The 19,382-nt window shown below is 50.3% G+C and carries 19 protein-coding genes; 4 read left to right on the forward strand and 15 right to left on the reverse strand.

The window, feature by feature from the left end; genetic code table 11:
• Nucleotides 1-118: 118 nt before the first annotated feature.
• Complete coding sequence (locus IE117_RS13045) at nucleotides 119-1,135, reverse strand: FecR family protein (protein ID WP_189564881.1); 1,017 nt, start codon at nucleotides 1,133-1,135, stop codon at nucleotides 119-121.
• Nucleotides 1,136-1,235: 100 nt separating this feature from the next.
• Nucleotides 1,236-1,856 (reverse strand): RNA polymerase sigma-70 factor, encoded by a 621-nt coding sequence (locus tag IE117_RS13050; RefSeq protein WP_189564882.1) that lies wholly within the window; start codon nucleotides 1,854-1,856, stop codon nucleotides 1,236-1,238.
• A 102-nt stretch (nucleotides 1,857-1,958) separates the two neighbouring features.
• Between IE117_RS13050 and IE117_RS13055 the strand changes: the two genes are divergently transcribed.
• Complete coding sequence (locus IE117_RS13055; RefSeq protein ID WP_189564883.1) at nucleotides 1,959-3,005, forward strand: ferredoxin--NADP reductase; 1,047 nt, start codon at nucleotides 1,959-1,961, stop codon at nucleotides 3,003-3,005.
• 60 nt (nucleotides 3,006-3,065) lie between these two features.
• Here IE117_RS13055 and IE117_RS13060 read toward each other — a convergent pair whose 3' ends face one another.
• The 12 genes from IE117_RS13060 to IE117_RS13115 all read right to left on the reverse strand — a co-directional run bounded on the left by IE117_RS13060 (nucleotide 3,066) and on the right by IE117_RS13115 (nucleotide 14,220).
• Nucleotides 3,066-4,010, reverse strand: a complete 945-nt coding sequence (locus IE117_RS13060; RefSeq protein ID WP_189564884.1) for a DUF808 domain-containing protein — start codon at nucleotides 4,008-4,010, stop codon at nucleotides 3,066-3,068.
• A 289-nt stretch (nucleotides 4,011-4,299) separates the two neighbouring features.
• Complete coding sequence (locus IE117_RS13065) at nucleotides 4,300-4,593, reverse strand: hypothetical protein (RefSeq protein ID WP_189564885.1); 294 nt, start codon at nucleotides 4,591-4,593, stop codon at nucleotides 4,300-4,302.
• Nucleotides 4,594-4,864: 271 nt separating this feature from the next.
• A complete protein-coding gene (locus IE117_RS13070; RefSeq protein ID WP_189564886.1) occupies nucleotides 4,865-5,230 on the reverse strand; it encodes a hypothetical protein in 366 nt (121 codons plus the stop codon).
• A gap of 61 nt (nucleotides 5,231-5,291) precedes the next feature.
• Nucleotides 5,292-6,362: a hypothetical protein gene (locus IE117_RS13075; RefSeq protein WP_189564887.1), complete on the reverse strand. Its 1,071-nt coding sequence runs from the start codon at nucleotides 6,360-6,362 to the stop codon at nucleotides 5,292-5,294.
• Nucleotides 6,363-6,469: 107 nt separating this feature from the next.
• Nucleotides 6,470-8,128 (reverse strand): M28 family metallopeptidase, encoded by a 1,659-nt coding sequence (locus IE117_RS13080; RefSeq protein WP_189564888.1) that lies wholly within the window; start codon nucleotides 8,126-8,128, stop codon nucleotides 6,470-6,472.
• Between the two features lie 182 nt (nucleotides 8,129-8,310).
• Nucleotides 8,311-8,772: a hypothetical protein gene (locus IE117_RS13085; RefSeq protein WP_189564889.1), complete on the reverse strand. Its 462-nt coding sequence runs from the start codon at nucleotides 8,770-8,772 to the stop codon at nucleotides 8,311-8,313.
• Between the two features lie 49 nt (nucleotides 8,773-8,821).
• On the reverse strand, nucleotides 8,822-9,817 hold the full coding sequence (gene nadA / locus IE117_RS13090) for a quinolinate synthase NadA (protein WP_189564890.1): 996 nt from the start codon (nucleotides 9,815-9,817) through the stop codon (nucleotides 8,822-8,824).
• Between the two features lie 209 nt (nucleotides 9,818-10,026).
• A complete protein-coding gene (locus IE117_RS13095) occupies nucleotides 10,027-11,448 on the reverse strand; it encodes an inorganic phosphate transporter (protein WP_189564891.1) in 1,422 nt (473 codons plus the stop codon).
• A gap of 183 nt (nucleotides 11,449-11,631) precedes the next feature.
• Nucleotides 11,632-12,000 carry a four helix bundle protein gene (locus IE117_RS13100; protein WP_189564892.1) on the reverse strand — a complete coding sequence of 123 codons (369 nt, stop codon included), beginning with the start codon at nucleotides 11,998-12,000 and terminating at the stop codon, nucleotides 11,632-11,634.
• A 121-nt stretch (nucleotides 12,001-12,121) separates the two neighbouring features.
• Nucleotides 12,122-13,162 (reverse strand): dual-specificity RNA methyltransferase RlmN, encoded by a 1,041-nt coding sequence (gene rlmN, locus IE117_RS13105; protein WP_189564893.1) that lies wholly within the window; start codon nucleotides 13,160-13,162, stop codon nucleotides 12,122-12,124.
• A 45-nt stretch (nucleotides 13,163-13,207) separates the two neighbouring features.
• Nucleotides 13,208-13,771, reverse strand: a complete 564-nt coding sequence (locus IE117_RS13110; RefSeq protein ID WP_189564894.1) for a CvpA family protein — start codon at nucleotides 13,769-13,771, stop codon at nucleotides 13,208-13,210.
• Nucleotides 13,768-14,220 carry a GatB/YqeY domain-containing protein gene (locus IE117_RS13115; RefSeq protein ID WP_189564895.1) on the reverse strand — a complete coding sequence of 151 codons (453 nt, stop codon included), beginning with the start codon at nucleotides 14,218-14,220 and terminating at the stop codon, nucleotides 13,768-13,770. The genes IE117_RS13110 and IE117_RS13115 overlap by 4 nt, the downstream gene beginning before the upstream one ends.
• Before the next feature lie 163 nt (nucleotides 14,221-14,383).
• On the opposite strand from IE117_RS13115, the gene IE117_RS13120 reads away from it, so the two are divergent.
• The gene (locus IE117_RS13120) at nucleotides 14,384-15,103 is read left to right on the forward strand and encodes a pyridoxine 5'-phosphate synthase (RefSeq protein ID WP_189564896.1); all 720 of its coding nucleotides are present in this window, start codon (nucleotides 14,384-14,386) and stop codon (nucleotides 15,101-15,103) included.
• Between the two features lie 110 nt (nucleotides 15,104-15,213).
• Nucleotides 15,214-16,236, forward strand: a complete 1,023-nt coding sequence (mnmH, locus tag IE117_RS13125; protein ID WP_189564897.1) for a tRNA 2-selenouridine(34) synthase MnmH — start codon at nucleotides 15,214-15,216, stop codon at nucleotides 16,234-16,236.
• A 60-nt stretch (nucleotides 16,237-16,296) separates the two neighbouring features.
• Here mnmH and IE117_RS13130 read toward each other — a convergent pair whose 3' ends face one another.
• Entirely contained in the window at nucleotides 16,297-17,688 is a 1,392-nt protein-coding gene (locus tag IE117_RS13130) for a cytochrome P450 (protein WP_189564898.1), read from the reverse strand.
• Nucleotides 17,689-17,843: 155 nt separating this feature from the next.
• On the opposite strand from IE117_RS13130, the gene purH reads away from it, so the two are divergent.
• The gene (gene purH, locus IE117_RS13135; RefSeq protein ID WP_189564899.1) at nucleotides 17,844-19,379 is read left to right on the forward strand and encodes a bifunctional phosphoribosylaminoimidazolecarboxamide formyltransferase/IMP cyclohydrolase; all 1,536 of its coding nucleotides are present in this window, start codon (nucleotides 17,844-17,846) and stop codon (nucleotides 19,377-19,379) included.
• Nucleotides 19,380-19,382 lie beyond the last annotated feature (3 nt).

Genomic DNA, 19,382 nt, shown 5'->3' on the forward strand with positions numbered 1-19,382 from the left:
AATTAGCCATTCGGATCGGGGATGTTGGTAGCATCTCCGATTTTTTTTGCCAATGGTCTCTGCACTGGCATTCTCTTTATTTATTCATATCAACTCCGGTCTTGAACCTGGTTTTGTGTCAGTCGGAACATCCCTCTCCGAAAATACGGATCGTATCGCCTTCCAACTCATACGTACTACCCAGCAGAGTGTTGATCATTTCAAGAATTTCGGGAAGGCGCTGCTTGTTGAAATCCACCGTGAGCCGACACGTGTTGAGTGCCTGATTGGTCAGCTCTATTTTGATCTGAAACGCTCTTTGCAGTTGGATCACCGCCTCCGATAAGGGGGTGTCATTGAATACCAGTGACGCGGGTTGCCAGGGCAGTTTCTTTTCCGTTTTCGCCACCATCGGCTCGAGCGTCAGGCTTCTGGTAGCATTCTGGTAGGTGGCCTGTTCGTTGGTTTTCAGTACAAGTACCTCTTCCTTTCGGGAAGAAGAAGCCGGGGTACTTACGGCTACGCTGCCGGTTAGTACTGATACATGGTAGGATGCATCATTTTCGTACGCCTTCACATTGAAGCTCGTGCCCAATACCTGCGTTTTGAGCGTGCCGCTGTAAATAATGAAGGGATGCAGGGTATCGCGAACTACCTCGAAAAAGCCTTCTCCCGCGAAGCGCACTTCCCGGAAATCGGACTGCATAAAGGCAGCAGGATGAGAAAGCCGCGCTCCCGGCTGCAGCCAGACAATGCTCTGGTCCGGAAAGCTGTAGCGTTCGATCTTTTTGGTGCTGTTGGAATGCACAGTCCAGTCCGCAGTATCGGGTACGGAGGCGGTGTAGGGGTCGGCGGCTTGTCGGTTAAAAGCCAGGTATCCCACACCCAACAAAAGCAGCAGGCTGGCCGCAATCCCGCCCAGATACCACCACCTCTTCAATGGCACAACAGGGGCTTCCTCGGGCGTCGGCAGCGTGTGGGCTATGTCCGCCCGAATGCGTTGCAACAACTCCTGCTCATTGAAGAAATGAGGGGCGGCTTCCTGCTCCCGGTCGAGATGAAAGTACCATTCATCCACCTTCCGCCGCTCCGCTTCGGTGCAGGTATCTGCAAGGTACCTTTTCAGTAAATCGGCAGGTAAAGATTTTCCCTTCATTCTTTTGTTAAATAATCCCCCGAATAAGTACAACCTATATAGTACTGTCTATAATTGGCGGCAAAATCCCTTACCCTGAAATGGAATTTTTACAAAAAAATTAGAAGATAGAATGTAAAGTACTGGTTATTAGTGCAAAAACAATGTAGTCTTTCATCTCGACCCGCAGAACCCGGAGTGCTTTTCCGATGTGGGCTTCCACGGTTTTTTCAGAAATCGTCAGCGATTGGGCAATTTCCTTCTGGCTGTATCCCTTACGGCTCAAAACGAAAACCTTCCGGCATTTTTCAGGAAGTTTCTGTAGCGATTGCTCGTACAAATCGTTGAGCGTATCGAACTGGATTTGCTCGCGGGTATTGTTATCAGAAAGCTGAATGGCGTGTTCAAGCGCGGCGGGTTGCCGCGACTGCTCGCGGTGGTAGTAGGTGATGATCAGATTGCGGAGCATTCCGTTGAGGTAGGCCGCTAAGGTTTTACGAATTACGCACTTTTGACGGTTGAGCCAGAATGTGACAAACAGTTCCTGCACAAGATCCTGCGCAGCGGCACTGTCCCCGGTTTTTCGCACCGCGGTCCGGATCAGTTCATGAACGTAACGGCCGTACAATGCATCAAAAGCCTTTTCGTCGTCATGCTCACGCATAAGGCCAAGTAGTTCGTCATCGGTATATTTTTTGTAAGATTGGTTCACCTCTTCGTCAATACTCCTGAAAACATGCAAGTGATTCCTATTTTTACCCCAACGGCCTGCAGACAGGCGTCAGCCAGATGAATGGTTACCGGCTCGTTAAAGTTATGAAATTGCCCATTAATAATAGTACCTATGCAAGAAAATGTGCTGCCCCTGCGCGTCAAAAATATTATTTCCGAGACACACGATACCCGTACTTTCGTACTCGAACCTACTGATGGAGACCCTTTGAAGTACCTGCCCGGCCAATTTCTTACTTTCCTGCTGAAGATAGAAAACCACGAAGTCCGCCGCTCTTACTCCATGAGTTCGGCCCCCGGTATCGACGCGCTTCCGGCGATTACCATCAAGCGCGTCGCCAACGGTGAGGTGTCGCGCTACTGGCACGACCGTGTGCAGGTCGGCACACTCCTCCATGCCTTGCCGCCCGCCGGGCGGTTCACGCTTGACGATTCGGCCGGTGAGCCCCGGGATATTTTTCTGCTCGCGGCGGGCAGCGGCATCACGCCTCTGTTTTCGATCATGAAATACGCCCTGACGCACGAGTCCGACTGCCGGGTCACGCTGCTGTACGCCAGCCGCCGCGGGCGGAGTATCATTTTCAATGAACAACTGGAAGAGTGGCAAGCCCGCTATCCGGAGCGCCTGGAAATTATTCATATTCTCAGCCAACCCACCGACGATTGGCCCGGACGACGCGGCCGCATCAACAACTACCGACTGGAAAACATTGTCAGAAAGCGGCTGCACTTTCCCACTGGGCGGGCGCGGTTTTTTCTCTGCGGACCCTTTGAACTCATGCGTATCGCTGAGATTACGTTGCTGTTTATGGGTATGGCGCCCGCACAGATCCGGAAGGAAAATTTCGTGATCGACACCGTACCTCAGCCGCCCAAGAAGTCGGAGCCGCATACCATTCGGTTAAACTTCCATGGCGACGAACGTGAATTGGAAGTACCCGCTTACACCAGCATCCTGCAAGCTTCCCTGAACAACGGCATCCCCATCCCATACAGTTGTAAAGGCGGACGCTGCGGTACCTGTGCAGCGATTTGCCGGACGGGCGAAGTGCGCATGAGTCTCAACGACGTCTTAACCGAACGCGACCTGGCGCAGGGATGGGTGTTGACGTGTACGGGTTATGTGGAGAGTGAAGGGGTAGTTTTGGAGGTAGTGTAGTCCGTGGGCTGTTTTGAGGCTGGTTGTTGTGCTCTATTCCTGGGGAATAATTTACAGGGTTTAATGCCCCGCCTTCACTGTCGGGCGCTTGACTATTTTTTGGCCCAAGGCTACAACTTGCGCTATTACGGCTCCCAGCAGTATTCCGCCCAGCGCCAAAATGAGCACTTTTACCAGCCACGCCACGGCGGGTACTCTACCTAAGGCACTATCCAATGCTTCTAACTGGTGATGCAAAAAGGGTATTCCGTGCGCAATGATTTCGGTCCCGACCCATAGCATAGCCGCTGTACCTACGTAACCTAATAGGATCAAAAACTTTGGCATTGACTTCACAATGCCACGCCCAACCTTCTGAATTGTCGGGTTGGCGCTCTCCTTAGCCATGTGCAGACCAATGTCATCCGCCTTCACGATCAGCGCCACGAAGCCATACACCGCAACAGTGATAAATATGGCCACTATGAACAACACCACGATTTGGTTGACCAACGAACTTTCGGCGACCGTGGCGTAGGCAATGGCCATAATCTCGGCCGAAAGAATAAAATCGGTTCTCACAGCACTGCCTACCCGCTTTTTTTCCAGTTCCTCCGGGGTGATTACCTCCATTTTCTCGATGGGCTGACTGTCCGTCGTGTGGGCCGATTTACTGAATATAGAATGGACTTTCTCGTAGCCCTCAAAGCACAGATAGGCACCGCCGACCATGAGTACGTAAGGGATGGCCGCCGGCGCAAAGTACCCGAGCAACAACGCTGCGGGCCCGAGAAAAATCAATTTATTGATGACTGACTTTTTGGCAATCTGGTAAATGATCGACAGCTCGCGCTTTGGATCGAGGCCTACCACGTACTTGGGCGTAACGGCCGCATCATCGATCACAATGCCGGAAACCTTACCTGTGGTTCTGGCTACTTGCGTTGGAACATCATCGAGGCTTGCTGCACTGACTTTTACGAGTGCTGCAACATCATCTAAAAGGGCCAGAAGTCCGGTTGACATTAAGAGGGGGTAGTTTTGAAGTAGAAAGAAATTTGTGCAGCCTCCTGTTACGAAATATCCGTGCCAGGGCCTCACTCCGCCACTATTTGAATTGAAGAATGCTAGGGTAGGATTAACGAAGTGGAAGCAGCAGGAGACTTTGGTCTTTAACTTTTGACCACGTTGGCCGTTAGATAAGGCCGGCTGGTGCGGGGCTGGCCTTCCAGCGGCCGGTTATTTTCAGTACGCAGTCTCCCTTCGGAAGATATACGCACAACTGCGAGGACTCCGCCGAAGTAAGGAGTATTGATTACATATAGAATATTATTGTCAATAATGCAGCTATTGCTATAATCATTGAATATAGGTTCAATGATTTAAGGCTGAATTTTTCTTTAAAACAATACACCAATGAAACAATTGGCAAGATGAACAATATAATCAGAGATGGCAACCACAAAATTTCAAAAACAGCACCAACTATTGGCCAGCGATAAACATCAAATGATTTGCCAAGAATCCAAAACATAGCAGCCGCAATAGTTAGGATTAAAATAATCTTGCTAGTGCGCTTTTTTAAAGAGCCTGAGGATGTTTGTAACATACAGTTTTAATTTATTAGCGCACCGCAGCCTTGCAGCCAACGCGTATATAAAAGGAGAGGATTAGCGCGCTTTTCAAATAGATATCGTACTTTTTTATTTTTCATGGTACTTTGGATGGCGTGCTTTTTACATTGTTAGAAATTTTGGGTTTGTATCAATACCCTTATTCGTTTCATTCTTTCGACAAGTTCGAAGAATCGAGTGTCCTCTATACTTGCATGAGCATAACACCAATGGGGTAGTTAAAAACTGCTATTGCTTCGCTGTCGCTTATTTCGTGTCCAAAAACAGATATAGCGATTTTATCAAGTCATTTTCGGTAATGGCAACGTCCATTCCTGTCGCAATGGGTGTCGCCCCTTTTGGTCCCAGATTCCACGAAACAATTTGTGTGGTATGATTTATCTGCGATGGCTTGTTCAATTCAAACTGAAATTCGATGGGCCATTCAGCCTGCAACTTTGATATGAGTTCGTTTATCGCTTGGTGTCCAACAATCGCTTCTCCTGCATTACTCTCAAAAAAGTTAATGTCCGGCGCATAAATTCTCTGCATAGCTTCCAAACGATTGTCCGCATTTCGGTCATTCCAAATTACAAGTAAGCTGTCTTCTAGTAGTTTCGCTGTTTTCGCCATATGATTTTACTACTTTGATTGACTTTTGTGCTACTATTTGCTCGCTTAATATTTTTTCCTTTTAAGGCTTACTAAGGTTCCAGCCTAATCTTTTGGCTTTTGATTCCATAAAATTATTTTCTGTTGCCCACTGTCTTAAATTTTCCACTCTATTCCTTGTTCTTTCATCAAATTCTGTTTGGCCCATTGATTCAAGAAATTGCTTTTGTTTTTTTATCCATTGGACAAAGCCTTCTCCATGTTCAATTGAAATTTTATCTAAATTTATTATTTGTTCATCAACTTGTTCTTCCGTCAAATCAGGTAAGGATGAAATTCCTTGAATAGTTTCTCGTGTCAATTGGTCTTTCTTCGCGATTTCTTCGATGTCTTGCAAATAATTGTCGGGTAGTATTTTTGCAATTTTGTCAATGTTGTGCTCCTCTAACCCACCAAAACTTGGAATGTCAATTCCAAACTTAGCTCTGTAATCAAAACGAATTACTGAGATCGGGTACTTCAAAAGATGCAAAGTAGTTACAAGCGAAACTATTTCAGAATAAGATTTGAGCCACTTTATTAACAGTTTTTTTTCAAATGTCTGACTGTTGTTTTTTAGTAACCCCATTCTGTTTGAATGCTTCATCCCTTTTGTGTGAACATAGTTATGTAGATAACCAAGAGTATCAAATGTTTTCTTTAAATTATTTTTATCATTAAATAAACGGATATTTTCATTTAAAAGTAAAACTTTCCAAATGGTTTCTGCCCTTGGCGTATTTGCTTCTTTGATATTTTTTGATTGAAGCCAATCTTTTACTACATTATGCCCTTCATCATTGATATTGAAATAGACAGACAACATTCCTAATTCTAATGCACTACGCAAAGAAACAAATGCTTGTTTGTATAAACCGAAACAAACTTGTGTGAATGAAACTTGCAACTCTTCCCAAGAAACTATGTATGGAAAAGAATGACCTGACCAAATATTTTCCATACTCTGTGGAACAATCATACCAACTGTATGATAAATCCAACCAAGTTCTTCAATTCGGGACTTAGCCTCGGTATTTTGAGTTAAAAAGACTTCCGTTTTTTTATAAACTTCTATACTTTTGTCGGGCTCGTATATGTATGGTATAAACTTCATTCTATTTCAATCGACTGTTTGTTTTCGGATGTTGCTCTACCTAAATCCATAAACTATTCCCAAACAGATCTTTTTGGTTGTGAAGACTGTTGATACGAAGCCTACTATTACTCCCGCGCCTCCCGAATTGCCTTAAACTCCGACCCTTCTTTCCATTGCGGCCATTTTTCTTCAAAGGCCAGGCGCTTCCCTACCTGAAACAGTAGTTTCAATTCACTGATCGCGCCTTCCATCGTCCAGGTCGCGGCATCGTATTCGTCCGAGGGTTTGTGGTAGTCGTTGGCGGTGTATTCGTCCTGCAATTTCTGCCCGTAGGCTTTTCCTTTTCCGATGACGTCCGCGCCGCTTTCCAGGTACAGGGCGGGGATACCTACTTTGGCAAAATTGAAATGGTCGGAGCGGTAGTAGTAACCCGCTTCGGGGTGCGTTACGGGGGAAATGTACCCGCCCTCTTTTTCGATCAATTCTCGCGTGTAGTCTTCCAGCTCCGACTGCCCTTCGCCCACCAGCACCATATCTTTGGTAGCGCCGAAGCGATTCAGTCCGTCCATATTGATATTGGCAACGGTACTTTTGACCGGGTAGATCGGATTTTGGGCGTAATACGCCGAGCCCCATAATCCCTGTTCCTCGGCGGTAACCGACAGAAACACAATCGTCCGGGCGGGTGGGGTCTTCAGGCTTTTGAAGGCACGGGCCAGTTCCAGCAGTCCGGCGGTACCCGTGGCGTTGTCGAGTGCCCCGTTGTAGATCGAGTCGCCCGTAGCGTCGGGAGTACCCACGCCCAGGTGATCCCAGTGGGCAGTGTAGATGATCACCTCATCGGGGCGCTCGGTGCCGACAATTTTGCCGATGACATTGTGCGTTTTGTTGTAGGTAGTTTTCACCTGCATGGTCGTGCTCAATGTCACATCCAGCGGCACGGCCTTGAATCCTTTCTGGTCGGCTTGCTTGATCAGGCTTTCGTCCTTGCCCGCCGCCTGCAAAAGCTTCATCGCTACAGACTCCGGCACCCAACCGATGACGTCGCAGTTGGGAATATCCTTGCCCCGATTGTCGAGTTGCAGGCGCGAGGTATTGAAATTGTTCTGCTGCACAGCGAAAGGATACCCTGCCGCGTCGGTGCGGTGGATGATCAGGCAGCCTTTGGCTCCCTGCCGGGCCGCCTCCTCAAACTTATACGTCCAGCGGCCGTTGTACGTCATTTCTTTGCCTTTGAACAAAGTCGTATCTCCCGCCCAAAAGCCGGGATCGTTGACCATCACCAGTACTACTTTTCCTTTTACATCCAGCCCGGCGTAGTCGTTCCAGTTGTACTCGGGCGCAACTACCCCGTAGCCCGCAAATACCAGTTCGGCCTTATCGAGCGAAATATCTGGTTCGGTGCGGTCGGTCCAGATCACATAATCATCGAAGGCTTTTAGGGTCAAAGTACCCTGCGGCGTTTGCGCCTGCATCGCGGGCGCTGCCGTGGCCTCGATATTCACCATAGGTACTTCCTGCAAATAGCTGTCGCCATTGCCGGGTTCCAGCCCGACGGCCTTGTATTGCGCCTGCAGGTACTCAATGGTTTTGGTTTCGCCTTCGGTAAAAGGCATCCGGCCCATGAATTCGTCCGATGCCAGTACGGCCACATGCTTTTTGAGACTGTCGGCGCTGAAAGCCGCTAAGCCATCGTCGTAATCGACAGTAGATTCGGGCGTTGAAGTACAGGCGGCGAGCAGGCCCAGAGCCAGAACGGATAAAATGGGGACGGCTAATTTCATGGAGGACAGGGTATGTTGATGGGAGGAAGTACCGGAGAATGAATAAGCTGATTTACCCAAAAGCGTGAGGATAGGTGATCTTAACTACTTATGACGGTCGAGAACTGTCTTTGACAGAATGGCGCACCCACTTCGGACACTCAGCATGTGACGAAATGTAGGAAAAAATACTGAAAACCAGATTATTCGCTTCTCAAAACTGAATAGCGCAAAGTCAGCTTCGTCACTCTCGGCGGGTCGTAGATCGTGCTGCGGGTTTCCATCTCGAAGGCATCCTCGTACACATTACGCGGGTAGATGTTCCAGCCGCCCGTGCCGGTAGCGGAGTCGCGTAGGGCGATCACCTTCGTCGGTACGTACACTTTCCACTGGTAGTGCTGCGTCGTATCGTCGCCCACAAAGTGCCCCTCAAAACTACCATCGGACTTAAAGGATACCCAATCCATGTGGCGGTCGAACCTGGCCCCGCTGAGGTGCGGGATGTGTTTGCCGTCCTTGAAAACGGGCACTTCGTCCATCGCGATTTGTTCGAGCTGCCAGCGATCAACGGCCAGTAAACGCGCTTTTGCTTCCCAAACGTCGTCGGCGGGGCGGTGACAAGCGGTTAGAAGCAAAGAAACAAACAGCAGGACTTTGTATTTCATGCTGGCTGCTTTTGATTTGGTCTTCACGGGCCAGCGGCCCGTACCACATTTATATCCCTTTGCTCAATTCCAGCATTCTTGCAACGGAATCATAGGCTTTTACGCGAATAGCTTCCGGCACAATGATTTCCGGCTGTTCGTACAGGAGCGCATTATACACTTTTTCCAGGGTGTTCATTTTCATGTACGGGCATTCCGAACAGGCGCAGGTATTGTTGTCGGTAGCCGGGGCAGGAAGGAGTTTCTTGTGCGGAACCGACTGCTTCATTTTGTGCAGAATACCCGCTTCGGTAGCGACGATGAATTTGTCGGCGTCGTTTTCCTGCACAAATTTCAGCAAACCCGTAGTTGAACTTACGAAATCGGCTTGCATCAGTACGTCTTCCTTGCACTCGGGGTGCGCGATGAGCAGGGCATCGGGATTTTCCTCCCGCAGCTTTTGAAGTTTTTCGCGCGAAATATCGATGTGGACGATACAGGCACCATCCCAAAGTACCATGTCGCGGCCCGTTTTCTTGGACACGTAGCGGCCCAGATTCGCGTCGGGAGCAAAGATAATTTTCTGGTCTTTGGGCAGGCTGTTCACGATGTGCAGCGCGTTGGACGACGTACACACGATGTCGGTCAGGGCCTTGATCTCGGCGGAACAGTTGATATAGCTGATCACGATGTGGTCAGGGTGCCGGGCCTTAAACTCGGCGAATTTGTCGGCGGGAGCCGAGTCAGCGAGGGAGCAGCCCGCGTTCAGATCGGGAATAACGACCTTCTTGTGTGGACTGAGCACCTTGGCGGTTTCGCCCATGAAATGTACCCCGCAGAAGACGATCATGTCGGCCTCGGTGGCGGCGGCTTGCTGTGAAAGGCCAAGGCTGTCTCCGATGTAATCGGCCAGATCCTGAATGGCGCCGTCCACATAATAGTGGGCGAGAATCACGGCATTTTTCTCCTTCTTCAGGCGGTTTATTTCTGAGATTAAATCAATGTCGTCGGCCACGGCTTCATTCACATAGCCATAGCGGGAAACTTGTTCAAGAATATCGGTCATCGTTTTTTTGAATTCAAGAATATCTGTTCTGAGACACTTTCTCAGAACTAAAAAAAGCAAAAACTACCTCAAAAGGCCCGTTCTTGGTTCCAAGGTACAAATAATCCTAAAATCTTGACGAAAGCCTATTAAAAAGCCGAAACCATTAGTACCCCGGAGCGGGAGAATAACAGTTTCGGCGCTTAGCGTCAAAGGTTTTGTCGGGGAGATCAGAACACCCAGCGGAAGAAGTAATACAGCGTGGCGGACAAGATCATCGTCACGGGAAGGGTCAGTATCCAGGCAATGGCGATGTTGCGCACGGTGCCACCCTGTAAGTTTTTGATGCCTTTGTTGGCGACCATCGTACCCGCGATACCCGATGAAAGTACGTGGGTGGTACTTACGGGGAGCCCCAGCCAAGACGATGCCCCGATGGTACTTGCCGCCACCAACTCCGCCGAAGCGCCCTGAGCGTAGGTGAGGTGCTGCTTACCGATTTTCTCACCAATCGTGACCACGATGCGTTTCCAGCCGACCATCGTACCCAGGCCCAGCGAGAGTGAAATCATCAGAATCACCCAGTCGGGGGCGTAGTCGGTAAAGCGACGGATGCCCGTATTTTCGCTGATTTGCGTTCTGAGCACAGCGGCGTCAGCCAGGCTGATGTTGACATTTTTGCTATTGAGCAAATCCTTTACATTGCGGTCAATTAAAAGAATTGAGCGGCGGGCGATCAGGCGTTCACCTTTCGGAAAAGTGTTATCCACAAGTGGCTTGCTGAGCTGGTTTTGCAGCGAAGCAATTTCACGTTTGGTCTCGGCCAGTTCGGTCTGGTTCTGGGAAGACAATACTCTGGGGTTTACTTTATTTACTATTGTTTCAATCTGGGTGATATTATCCCGAATCATCATTGGGTTGAGATCGTTGTTCAACGCAAAGTAGGAGGGTGTGATGCCGATCAGGATCAGCATAATCAAGCCTACGCCTTTTTGTCCATCGTTGGAACCGTGGAAAAAGCTGACCATCGTACAGGTGGCGATCAGAATTGCCCGAATCCAGGTGGGCGGGGGCTGATTTTTCTTAGGTTCACTGAACACCAGTTTCTGCAAAGGTTTGTCCAATGTTTTTCTCAAAATAAACATCAGCACTACCGCCAGTGAAAAGCCGAACAGGGGTGAAGCCAAAAGGGAAATAAAAATGTCGACGGCTTTGGAGGTATTGACGCCCGTACCACGGGTGTTTTCCGGCATAAAGGTGAAGGCTAAGCCAACGCCCAGAATAGAGCCGATCAGCGTATGCGAGCTGGAACTGGGAAGCCCAAAGTACCAGGTGCCAAGATTCCAGACAATGGCACTGAACAGTAATGCCAGCACCATCGCTATACTATGGTAGACGTTCTGATCAATGAGTAGTTCGGTAGGCAAAAGGTTCAAAATGCCCATTGCCACAGCTATGCCTCCAAAAAACACACCCAGAAAATTGCAAAAGCCCGACCACACGACGGCGGTATTGGGTTTGAGGGCATTGGTGTAAATAACGGTAGCCACGGCGTTGGCCGTGTCGTGAAATCCATTAACAAATTCGAAAGCGCAGGCAGCAAACAGGCAAAAGGCCAGAAGCAGGAAAATGTCGGTCTCTAAACCAAACATACGGCAAGTAGGATCAGTGAATGTAAATCAGCCTTTTGGCTGATATTCAATGCCGCAAAAGTAAGGAATGTTTGTGGGGGTGGTATGTTAAGAAATTGTTAAGAAGGAGAGTTCCACAGTTCGCCACCGGGCGCCCGGCTTAGTACCAAAGTGCCAAAGTACCAAAGCGAGCTTCGCCTTAATTCATAGCTTTTCTTTGAGTTTTTGAATTAAGCTAGAAAGCAATCTTTCAATTTCCCGACTCTGCGAAAACAAAGAATCATAGTCTTCCTTGGATACATATTGTAGGTTAAACGCAATTTCGACTTGCGTTTGCAGTTCGTAGAGTGAACCCGTTGAGATTTGTAAGAAGCGAACAAAATCCCCGGTACTTCTGCGACCAAAACCCTCTGCTACATTGCTTGGTATCGAGATGGCGGAGCGACGCATCTGGGAAGTCAAAGTAAACTGCTCGGATGTTGGGAACGAACTAGTTATTTTATAGATAGCTGTTACAAAGGCCATCGCCTTTTGCCAAACAATCGTTTCTCGATAGGTATTGAATCCAGCCATAATAAAGTCAGGTGCTCCTGAGGGAAATGGATAATCGGCTTCGCTTTCTCGTCAGATAATAAAACTCAGGAACTCAGCCGCAGCACCCGGTGGCGGACTTTGGAACTCAGGAACTTAAAAACTACCCTTTATTAGCCAACTGCCCGCAGGCGGCATCGATGTCCTTTCCCCGGCTGCGCCTCACGCTGACGGTGACGCCGCGATTTTCCAGGAAACCCGCAAAGCGGTCGAGTTTGTCGGCTTCGGTATTACGGAAATCGGCTTCGGCGATGGGGTTATACTCGATGATATTGACGCGGGCCGGAACGCGCTTGGTGAATTCCCAAAGCTCCTTGGCGTCGTCGAGCGAATCGTTAAAGTTGTTGAAAACGATGTACTCGAAGGTGATGCGGTTTCCGGTTTTTTTATAGAAATGATTGAGGGCCTCGGCCAGATTATCCAGCGAGTTGGACTCGTTGATGGGCATGATTCGGTTGCGCTTTTCGTCGTTGGCGGCATGAAGTGAGAGCGCCAACCGGAAACGCACCTCGTCGTCGCCTAGTTTTTTAATCATCTTGGCAATGCCGGCCGTTGAAACGGTAATACGCTTCGGCGACATCCCCAGGCCCAACGGCGAGGTAATGTGCTCGATGGATTGCATCACATTGGCGTAGTTGAGCAGCGGCTCTCCCATTCCCATGTACACAATGTTGGTAAGCGGTGCCTGAAATTTGCGCTCGGCTTGCCGGGCGATTTCCACTACCTGATCGTAAATCTCGCCCGCGTCCAGGTTGCGCTTGCGATCCATATAGCCGGTGGCGCAGAAGGTGCAGCTCAGCGAACAGCCCACCTGACTGCTCACGCAGGCGGTCATGCGGTCGGTGGCCGGAATAAGTACCCCTTCCACCAAATGCGCATCGTGCAGCCGGAAGGCCGATTTGACGGTGCCATCATTGCTGTGTTGCTGATTATCGGTCGTGAGGGCGTTGATGGCAAAATGCTGATCCATCAGTTCCCGCAAGGGTACCGACAGGCTGGTCATCTCGGCAAAAGAGCGCGCCGATTTCTTCCACAACCATTCGTGGATCTGTTTCGCCCGAAAGCCCGCCTCCCCGCGCTCGGCCAGCCAGCTTTTTAGTTGGTCGAGGGAAAGTTTCCGTATGTCAGTCTTGGCCTGAATCATTGAATAAAGTTGTATAAGATCAAATTGTGGTTCGTTAGGGTACCCTTACTCGAAGTTTTCACTTTCGGGTTCTTTTTCCCCATCCAGGTATTCCCGCTTCCAATCCCGAATCAGTTCGCTGCCGGCCGGCAGCCATTCGACGGCTTTGGTAATGACAACGGGTGCTACCGGAACGATGTAAGGATAAATATAAGTCCCTTCGACGCGGTGCGGAGGTATATCGACGCCCATGGTACTTAGCAGCCAAAAGAAAACACTCGCTCCAAACACCCAGGTAAACAAGCCTACCGCCGCACCGGCCAGGCTGTCAAAAGTACCTAGTAAGGAGTACTTTAACGATCGCCGGATGGAATAACCAAATTGATTTAAAAGAAAAACGGTAGGAAAGAAAATTACCGAAAACCCTATAAATGGTAAAATACGCCGTGCTACCGTATGACCTACATGCGGTTCGAGAATTTCCATCCCCAAACCCAAAAACTTGAATCCCACGATCATGGCGACCACAAAAGCCACCACGCCCACGATTTCCACGAGCAAACCTTTCCGATATCCGTTTACTGCTCCCCACAAAAGAGGAATCAACAACAAGAGATCGAGTAGTTTCACTTGGCCAGCAAACTCCTGACCAGACCCGCTACGACTTTGCCATCCGCCTGTCCGGCCAATTCCTTGGTTGCCACGCCCATGACCTTGCCCATATCCGCCGGACTGGAAGCACCCACCTGTGCAATGATAGTTTCCAGTTTGGCTTTAACCTCCTCCTCCGTCAATTGCCGGGGCATGAATTCTTCGATGAAAACCAGCTCGGCTTCTTCCTTGGCGGCCAGATCCTCACGGCCCTGTGCGTGAAAAATCTCCGCTGCTTCGCGACGTTGTTTGGCCGCTTTGGTGAGTAGTTTTAGTTCTTCGTCTTCCGACAAATCGCCCGTGCTGTTGCCACTGGTTTCTTCCAAAAGAATCAGCGACTTGATGGCCCGCAAAGCGCGCAACTTATCCTGGTCCTTCGCCCGCATGGCGTCTTTGATATTCGATTCAACTTTGCTTTTTAATGACATAGAGAGTGGTACGGGCAGCTTGCCCGTTTATGTAAAGCGTTAAAATAAAGGGTTCAAATAATAAATGGGGCATGAACCGAGTACCAGAACATTTTCCGGGCAACTCACGTTCGATACCCGTAACTTTGCCACAAAGGTACAAACACTAAGCATTTCCCCACCCATGACCCGCCTAAGCGTCAACATCAATAAAATCGCCACCTTGCGCAATTCGCGTGGCGGTGATAACCCCAACGTCGTTAAAGTCGCGCTCGACTGTGAGCGCTTCGGCGCCGAAGGGATTACGGTACACCCGCGTCCCGACGAGCGCCACATCCGCTATCAGGATGTTTATGATTTAAGGAAGGTCGTCACGACGGAATTCAACATCGAAGGAAATCCCTCTGAACGGAAGTTTGTGGATTTAGTCCTGGCCAACTACCCCGACCAGGTGACGCTGGTGCCGGACGCGCTCGGGGCCATCACCTCCAACGCGGGCTGGGATACGATCAAAAACAAAGACAGACTGACGGACCTCATCGCCGAATTCAAGGCCGCTAACATTCGCGTCTCCGTCTTTGTGGATGCCGATGAGCGCATGGTCGAGGGCGCCAAAGCCTGCGGGGCCGATCGTGTGGAGCTATATACCGAACCCTACGCCGAGCACTATTTCGAGAATAAAGAAAAGGCCGTCGCTCCCTTTGTCAAAGCTGCCGAAGCAGCCCGCCGCGTGGGCCTGGGCCTGAACGCGGGCCATGACCTGAGCCTGGACAACCTACGCTTTTTACAAAAAAGCATTCCCTGGCTCGATGAAGTTTCCATCGGCCACGCCCTCATTTCCGACGCACTTTATTTCGGTTTGGAAAATACCATTCAGATGTACTTACGAGAGCTTGATGTTTAATTTGGAATGTCGGAATCAGCGAATGTCAGAATATTTCCATCGACTCAGCAGTCTACGTTCTGGCAGAAGAATATTCATATATTCCGACATTCACTAATTCGCAATTAAATATGCCCACTCTTCTTCCTCCCTCCGCTTTCCTGCAAAAAGCCGAAAAACTACCCGTCGTGGATGTGCGTTCGCCGGGGGAGTTTGCGCAGGGACACATTCCGGGGGCGGTGAACATTCCTTTGTTCAGCAATGAGGAAAGGGCGCAGGTCGGGACCGCTTACAAGCAGGTCAGTCAGGATGATGCGTTGCTTTTGGGGCTGGAATTGGTCGGCCCGAAGATGGCAGATTTCGTGCGGTCCTCGAAAATACTTGCTCCCGAAAAAGAAATTCTGGTCCATTGCTGGCGGGGCGGAATGCGCAGCGGTTCGTTTGGCTGGCTGCTCGAAACCGCCGGGATGAAGGTAAGTATCCTGGTGGGAGGCTATAAGGCTTTTCGGAACGAGGTACTTTCCGGATTTGTGATTCCCCAGAACATTATCATTCTGGGGGGTAAAACAGGCAGCGGAAAAACCGAAATTCTGCACCAACTACGGGAATTGGGCGAACAAGTCATTGACCTGGAAGGGCTGGCGCACCACAAAGGTTCGTCTTACGGAGCCATTGGCCAACTACCACAACCGAGTTCCGAACATTTTGAGAATAGAATTTATAACCAGTGGCGGCAGCTTGACCCCGCGCGCCGGGTGTGGGTGGAAGATGAGAGCCGCACTGTCGGTCGGTGCCTGATTCCGCAGGATGTCTGGACACAGATGCAAAATGCCCCGCTCGTTTTGGTGGATATGGACAAGGCCACCAGGATCGAAAGGCTAGTGCGCGAATACGCCTGTTTTGATATAAATCTGCTTTATGAAGCTACCGACCGCATCAAAAAACGGCTCGGCGGTCAGCATCACAAAGCTGCCATCGCTGCCCTGGACCAAAAAGATTTTGCCAGCGTCGCCGACATTACCCTTACCTACTACGATAAGACCTACCAATATGGTGTGGGGGGGCGGAACGTGATTCATGTAGAGGAAACTACGGAAGATAATCCGGCGAAGCTGGCGGAACAGCTTCTTTCGGGAGTAACGGTAAATGGTTAAGAGGCAAAAATCATTGTCCTCGATAAGCTATTATGTGCCTTATAGGTTGCAACGGAGCCATTAACCCTCCACCGTTGACCTTTTTACCCCAAGATTCACCCCACCTTTTGGGCGCAGTGTCACCATCGGCTCCGGTTCGATATTTTGGTTCGGAGAAAGCAACTCCACCTCAAAATCCCGCAGCAGAATTGCCAGTATCAGCTGCATTTCCAGCAACGCAAAATTATTGCCGATGCACAGCCTCGGTCCGCCGCCGAAAGGCAGGTAGGCGTAGGTCGGGCGGTCTTTGGAATTTTCCTCCGAAAAGCGGTCGGGATTAAAAACCTCCGGTTCATTCCAGTACTCAGTGCGACGGTGTAGCGTGTAAGGACTAATCAAAAAGTAAGAGTCCGCCGGAAAAGCATAGGGACCGATTTTATCTTCGGCCAGTGATCGGCGACTGATGACCCAGGCGGGCGGGTACAGGCGTAATACCTCCTGAACTACCTGCATCGTGTAACCTAGTTCGCGCGCCTTTTCGAAAGTTGAAGTACCTTTTTTTGCTAAAACTTCCTTACTCTCTTCCCTGATCCTCTGCGCGACTTCCGGATGCTTTGCCAGTAAATACAGTGCCCACGACAGCGCGTTGGCGGTAGTTTCGTGACCCGCCATGAAAATGGTCGTCACTTCGTCGCGTAGTTGGCCGTCGGACATGGTTTCGCCCGTTTCCTCGTCGCGGGTCCGCATCAGCATATCCAGCAGATCGTCATAACTGGCGTCCGGATTGCGCTGGATTTCGGCCCGGCGGCCGTTGATAATTCCATAAATTACTTCTTCTACCTTCCTGACTGCCGACTGAAACTTTACATTCCGGGGCGTGGGGTACTTGAGGGGAAGCCGAATGAAGCTTTTCAGGGTTTGGTCGGCGAAATGCATGATATCGTCGAGCGCGGCGGAGATACCCGCCACGCGATCGCCTACATCGGTGCTGAATAATGCTTTGGTCACGATGTTGAGCGTGAGCCGTAGCATATCTTTACTGATATCCCGGGGCTGGGCAGCATCATGCTTTTTCCAGTCGTCGACCAAAGCCTCGGTTTCCTGCGCCATCATATCGGTCATCAGGGCCAGCCTTTGTTTGTAAAAAGCGGGCTGGGCCAGCTTCCGCTGCCGCCGCCAGAAATCCTCCTCGCTCGTCAGCAGACCATTGCCCAGGAAGGTGGCCAGGATCTTATAGGCCTCGCTTTTGTGGTAGTTGCGGTTGTTTTCCTGCAACACGTACTTCACGTCCTCAGCCGTTTGCAGAATAGTCAAATCCCGTCGCAATACGTTTACCACCGAAAGCCGCTCGTGCTGTTCCTGTAATCGCAGCATAAACCCCAACGGATCGTTGATAAAGGGATAAGTACTGCCAACCAAAGGCCAGCCACGGTGGCGCGGCGCAGTCTGCGGGGGAACGATTGAAGTTTGCATAGCAGATAATATCGTTTGGTTTGCCCTATATTTGAAACTTTAAAAATGGATAGTCAACTCCAAGTTGTTGGACCGTGTCCAGTACCAAAACTAGGAGTTTCTTAACCGAGAAAGTAATTATCCATCGTCCATTTTTCATTTTCCATTGAATAACAATGCACAAAAAAATCTCTTCCGCCCTCATTTCTGTCTATTCTAAAGAAGGTCTCGAACCACTCGTGCGGCTTTTGCACAAGAACGACGTCAAGCTCTACTCGACGGGCGGCACGCAGACCTACCTCGAAGAACTCGGCCTTCCGGTGACGGCGGTGGAAAGTCTGACGGGTTACCCGTCCATTTTTGGCGGGCGGGTCAAGACCTTGCACCCGGTCGTGTTCGGGGGGATTCTCTACCGCCGCGACGATGAAAGCGATCAGGCGCAGGCGGCGGAATACGACATTCCGGCTTTGGATATGGTCGTCGTGGATCTTTATCCTTTCGAGGAAACCGTGGCGTCGGGTGCCAAGCCCGCCGAGATTATTGAGAAAATCGACATCGGCGGCATTGCGCTCATTCGGGCCGCGGCCAAGAATTTTAAGGATACGCTCATCGTTTCCTCGCGTGAGCAATACGCCGATACCCTGAATTTATTGACCCAGAAAGAAGGTAGAACCGACCTGGCTGATCGCCGGCGGTACGCGGCGGCGGCCTTTGGTGTGTCGTCGCATTATGATACAGCCATTAACCGCTGGTTTTTGGAGGGCGAATCGGCGGTACTTGATAGCGTGCGGGATTTTGAAAAACTACCTTCCCAAACGTTGCGTTACGGCGAAAATCCGCACCAGAACGCTACTTTCTACGGTGATCTCGACGCCATGTTTGTCAAACTACACGGCAAAGAACTTTCCTATAATAACCTCGTGGATGTCGACGCCTGCGTGGGCCTGATCGACGAATTCCAGGATGCCGGGCCGACGTTCGCCATTATCAAGCATACCAATGCCTGCGGCATCGCGACGGCCGATACGGCCCGCGAAGCCTACGTCAACGCCCTGGCCTGCGATCCGGTCTCGGCCTTTGGCGGTGTGATTATCACCAACACCAACGTGGACGCCGAAACGGCCGAGGAATTGAACAAACTTTTCATGGAAATCCTGATTGCGCCCGCCTACTCGGAAGACGCGCTGCAAATCCTGCAATCCAAGAAAAACCGAATTCTGCTAAAAAGGAAGCCGCTCACGCTGCCCGGCGAGATGTTTAAGACTATCCTGAACGGGGTACTTCAACAGGATAAGGATAACGTGACAGAGACTGCCGACGACATGACAACCGTCACGGAAAAAGAGCCGACCGAAGCCGAACTAACCGCTCTGGAATTCGCGCTGAAGGTCTGTAAACACACCAAGTCAAACACCATCGTGCTGGCCAAAGAAAACCAGCTCCTCGCCAGTGGCACGGGCCAGACTTCCCGCGTGGATGCCTTGCGCCAGGCAATCGACAAAGCTGCCGCTTTTGGCTTCGACCTGCAAGGTGCGGTAATGGCTTCCGATGCCTTTTTTCCTTTCCCCGACTGCGTCGAGATTGCCAAAGAAGCGGGCATCACGGCCGTCGTGCAGCCCGGCGGCTCCATCCGCGATAAGGACTCCATCGCCTACTGCGACGCGAACGGCGTGGCGATGGTGACAACGGGGGTGAGGCATTTTAAGCACTAAAAA

The sequence above is a fragment of the Persicitalea jodogahamensis genome (genome assembly GCF_014651615.1).
Classification (GTDB): domain Bacteria; phylum Bacteroidota; class Bacteroidia; order Cytophagales; family Spirosomataceae; genus Persicitalea; species Persicitalea jodogahamensis.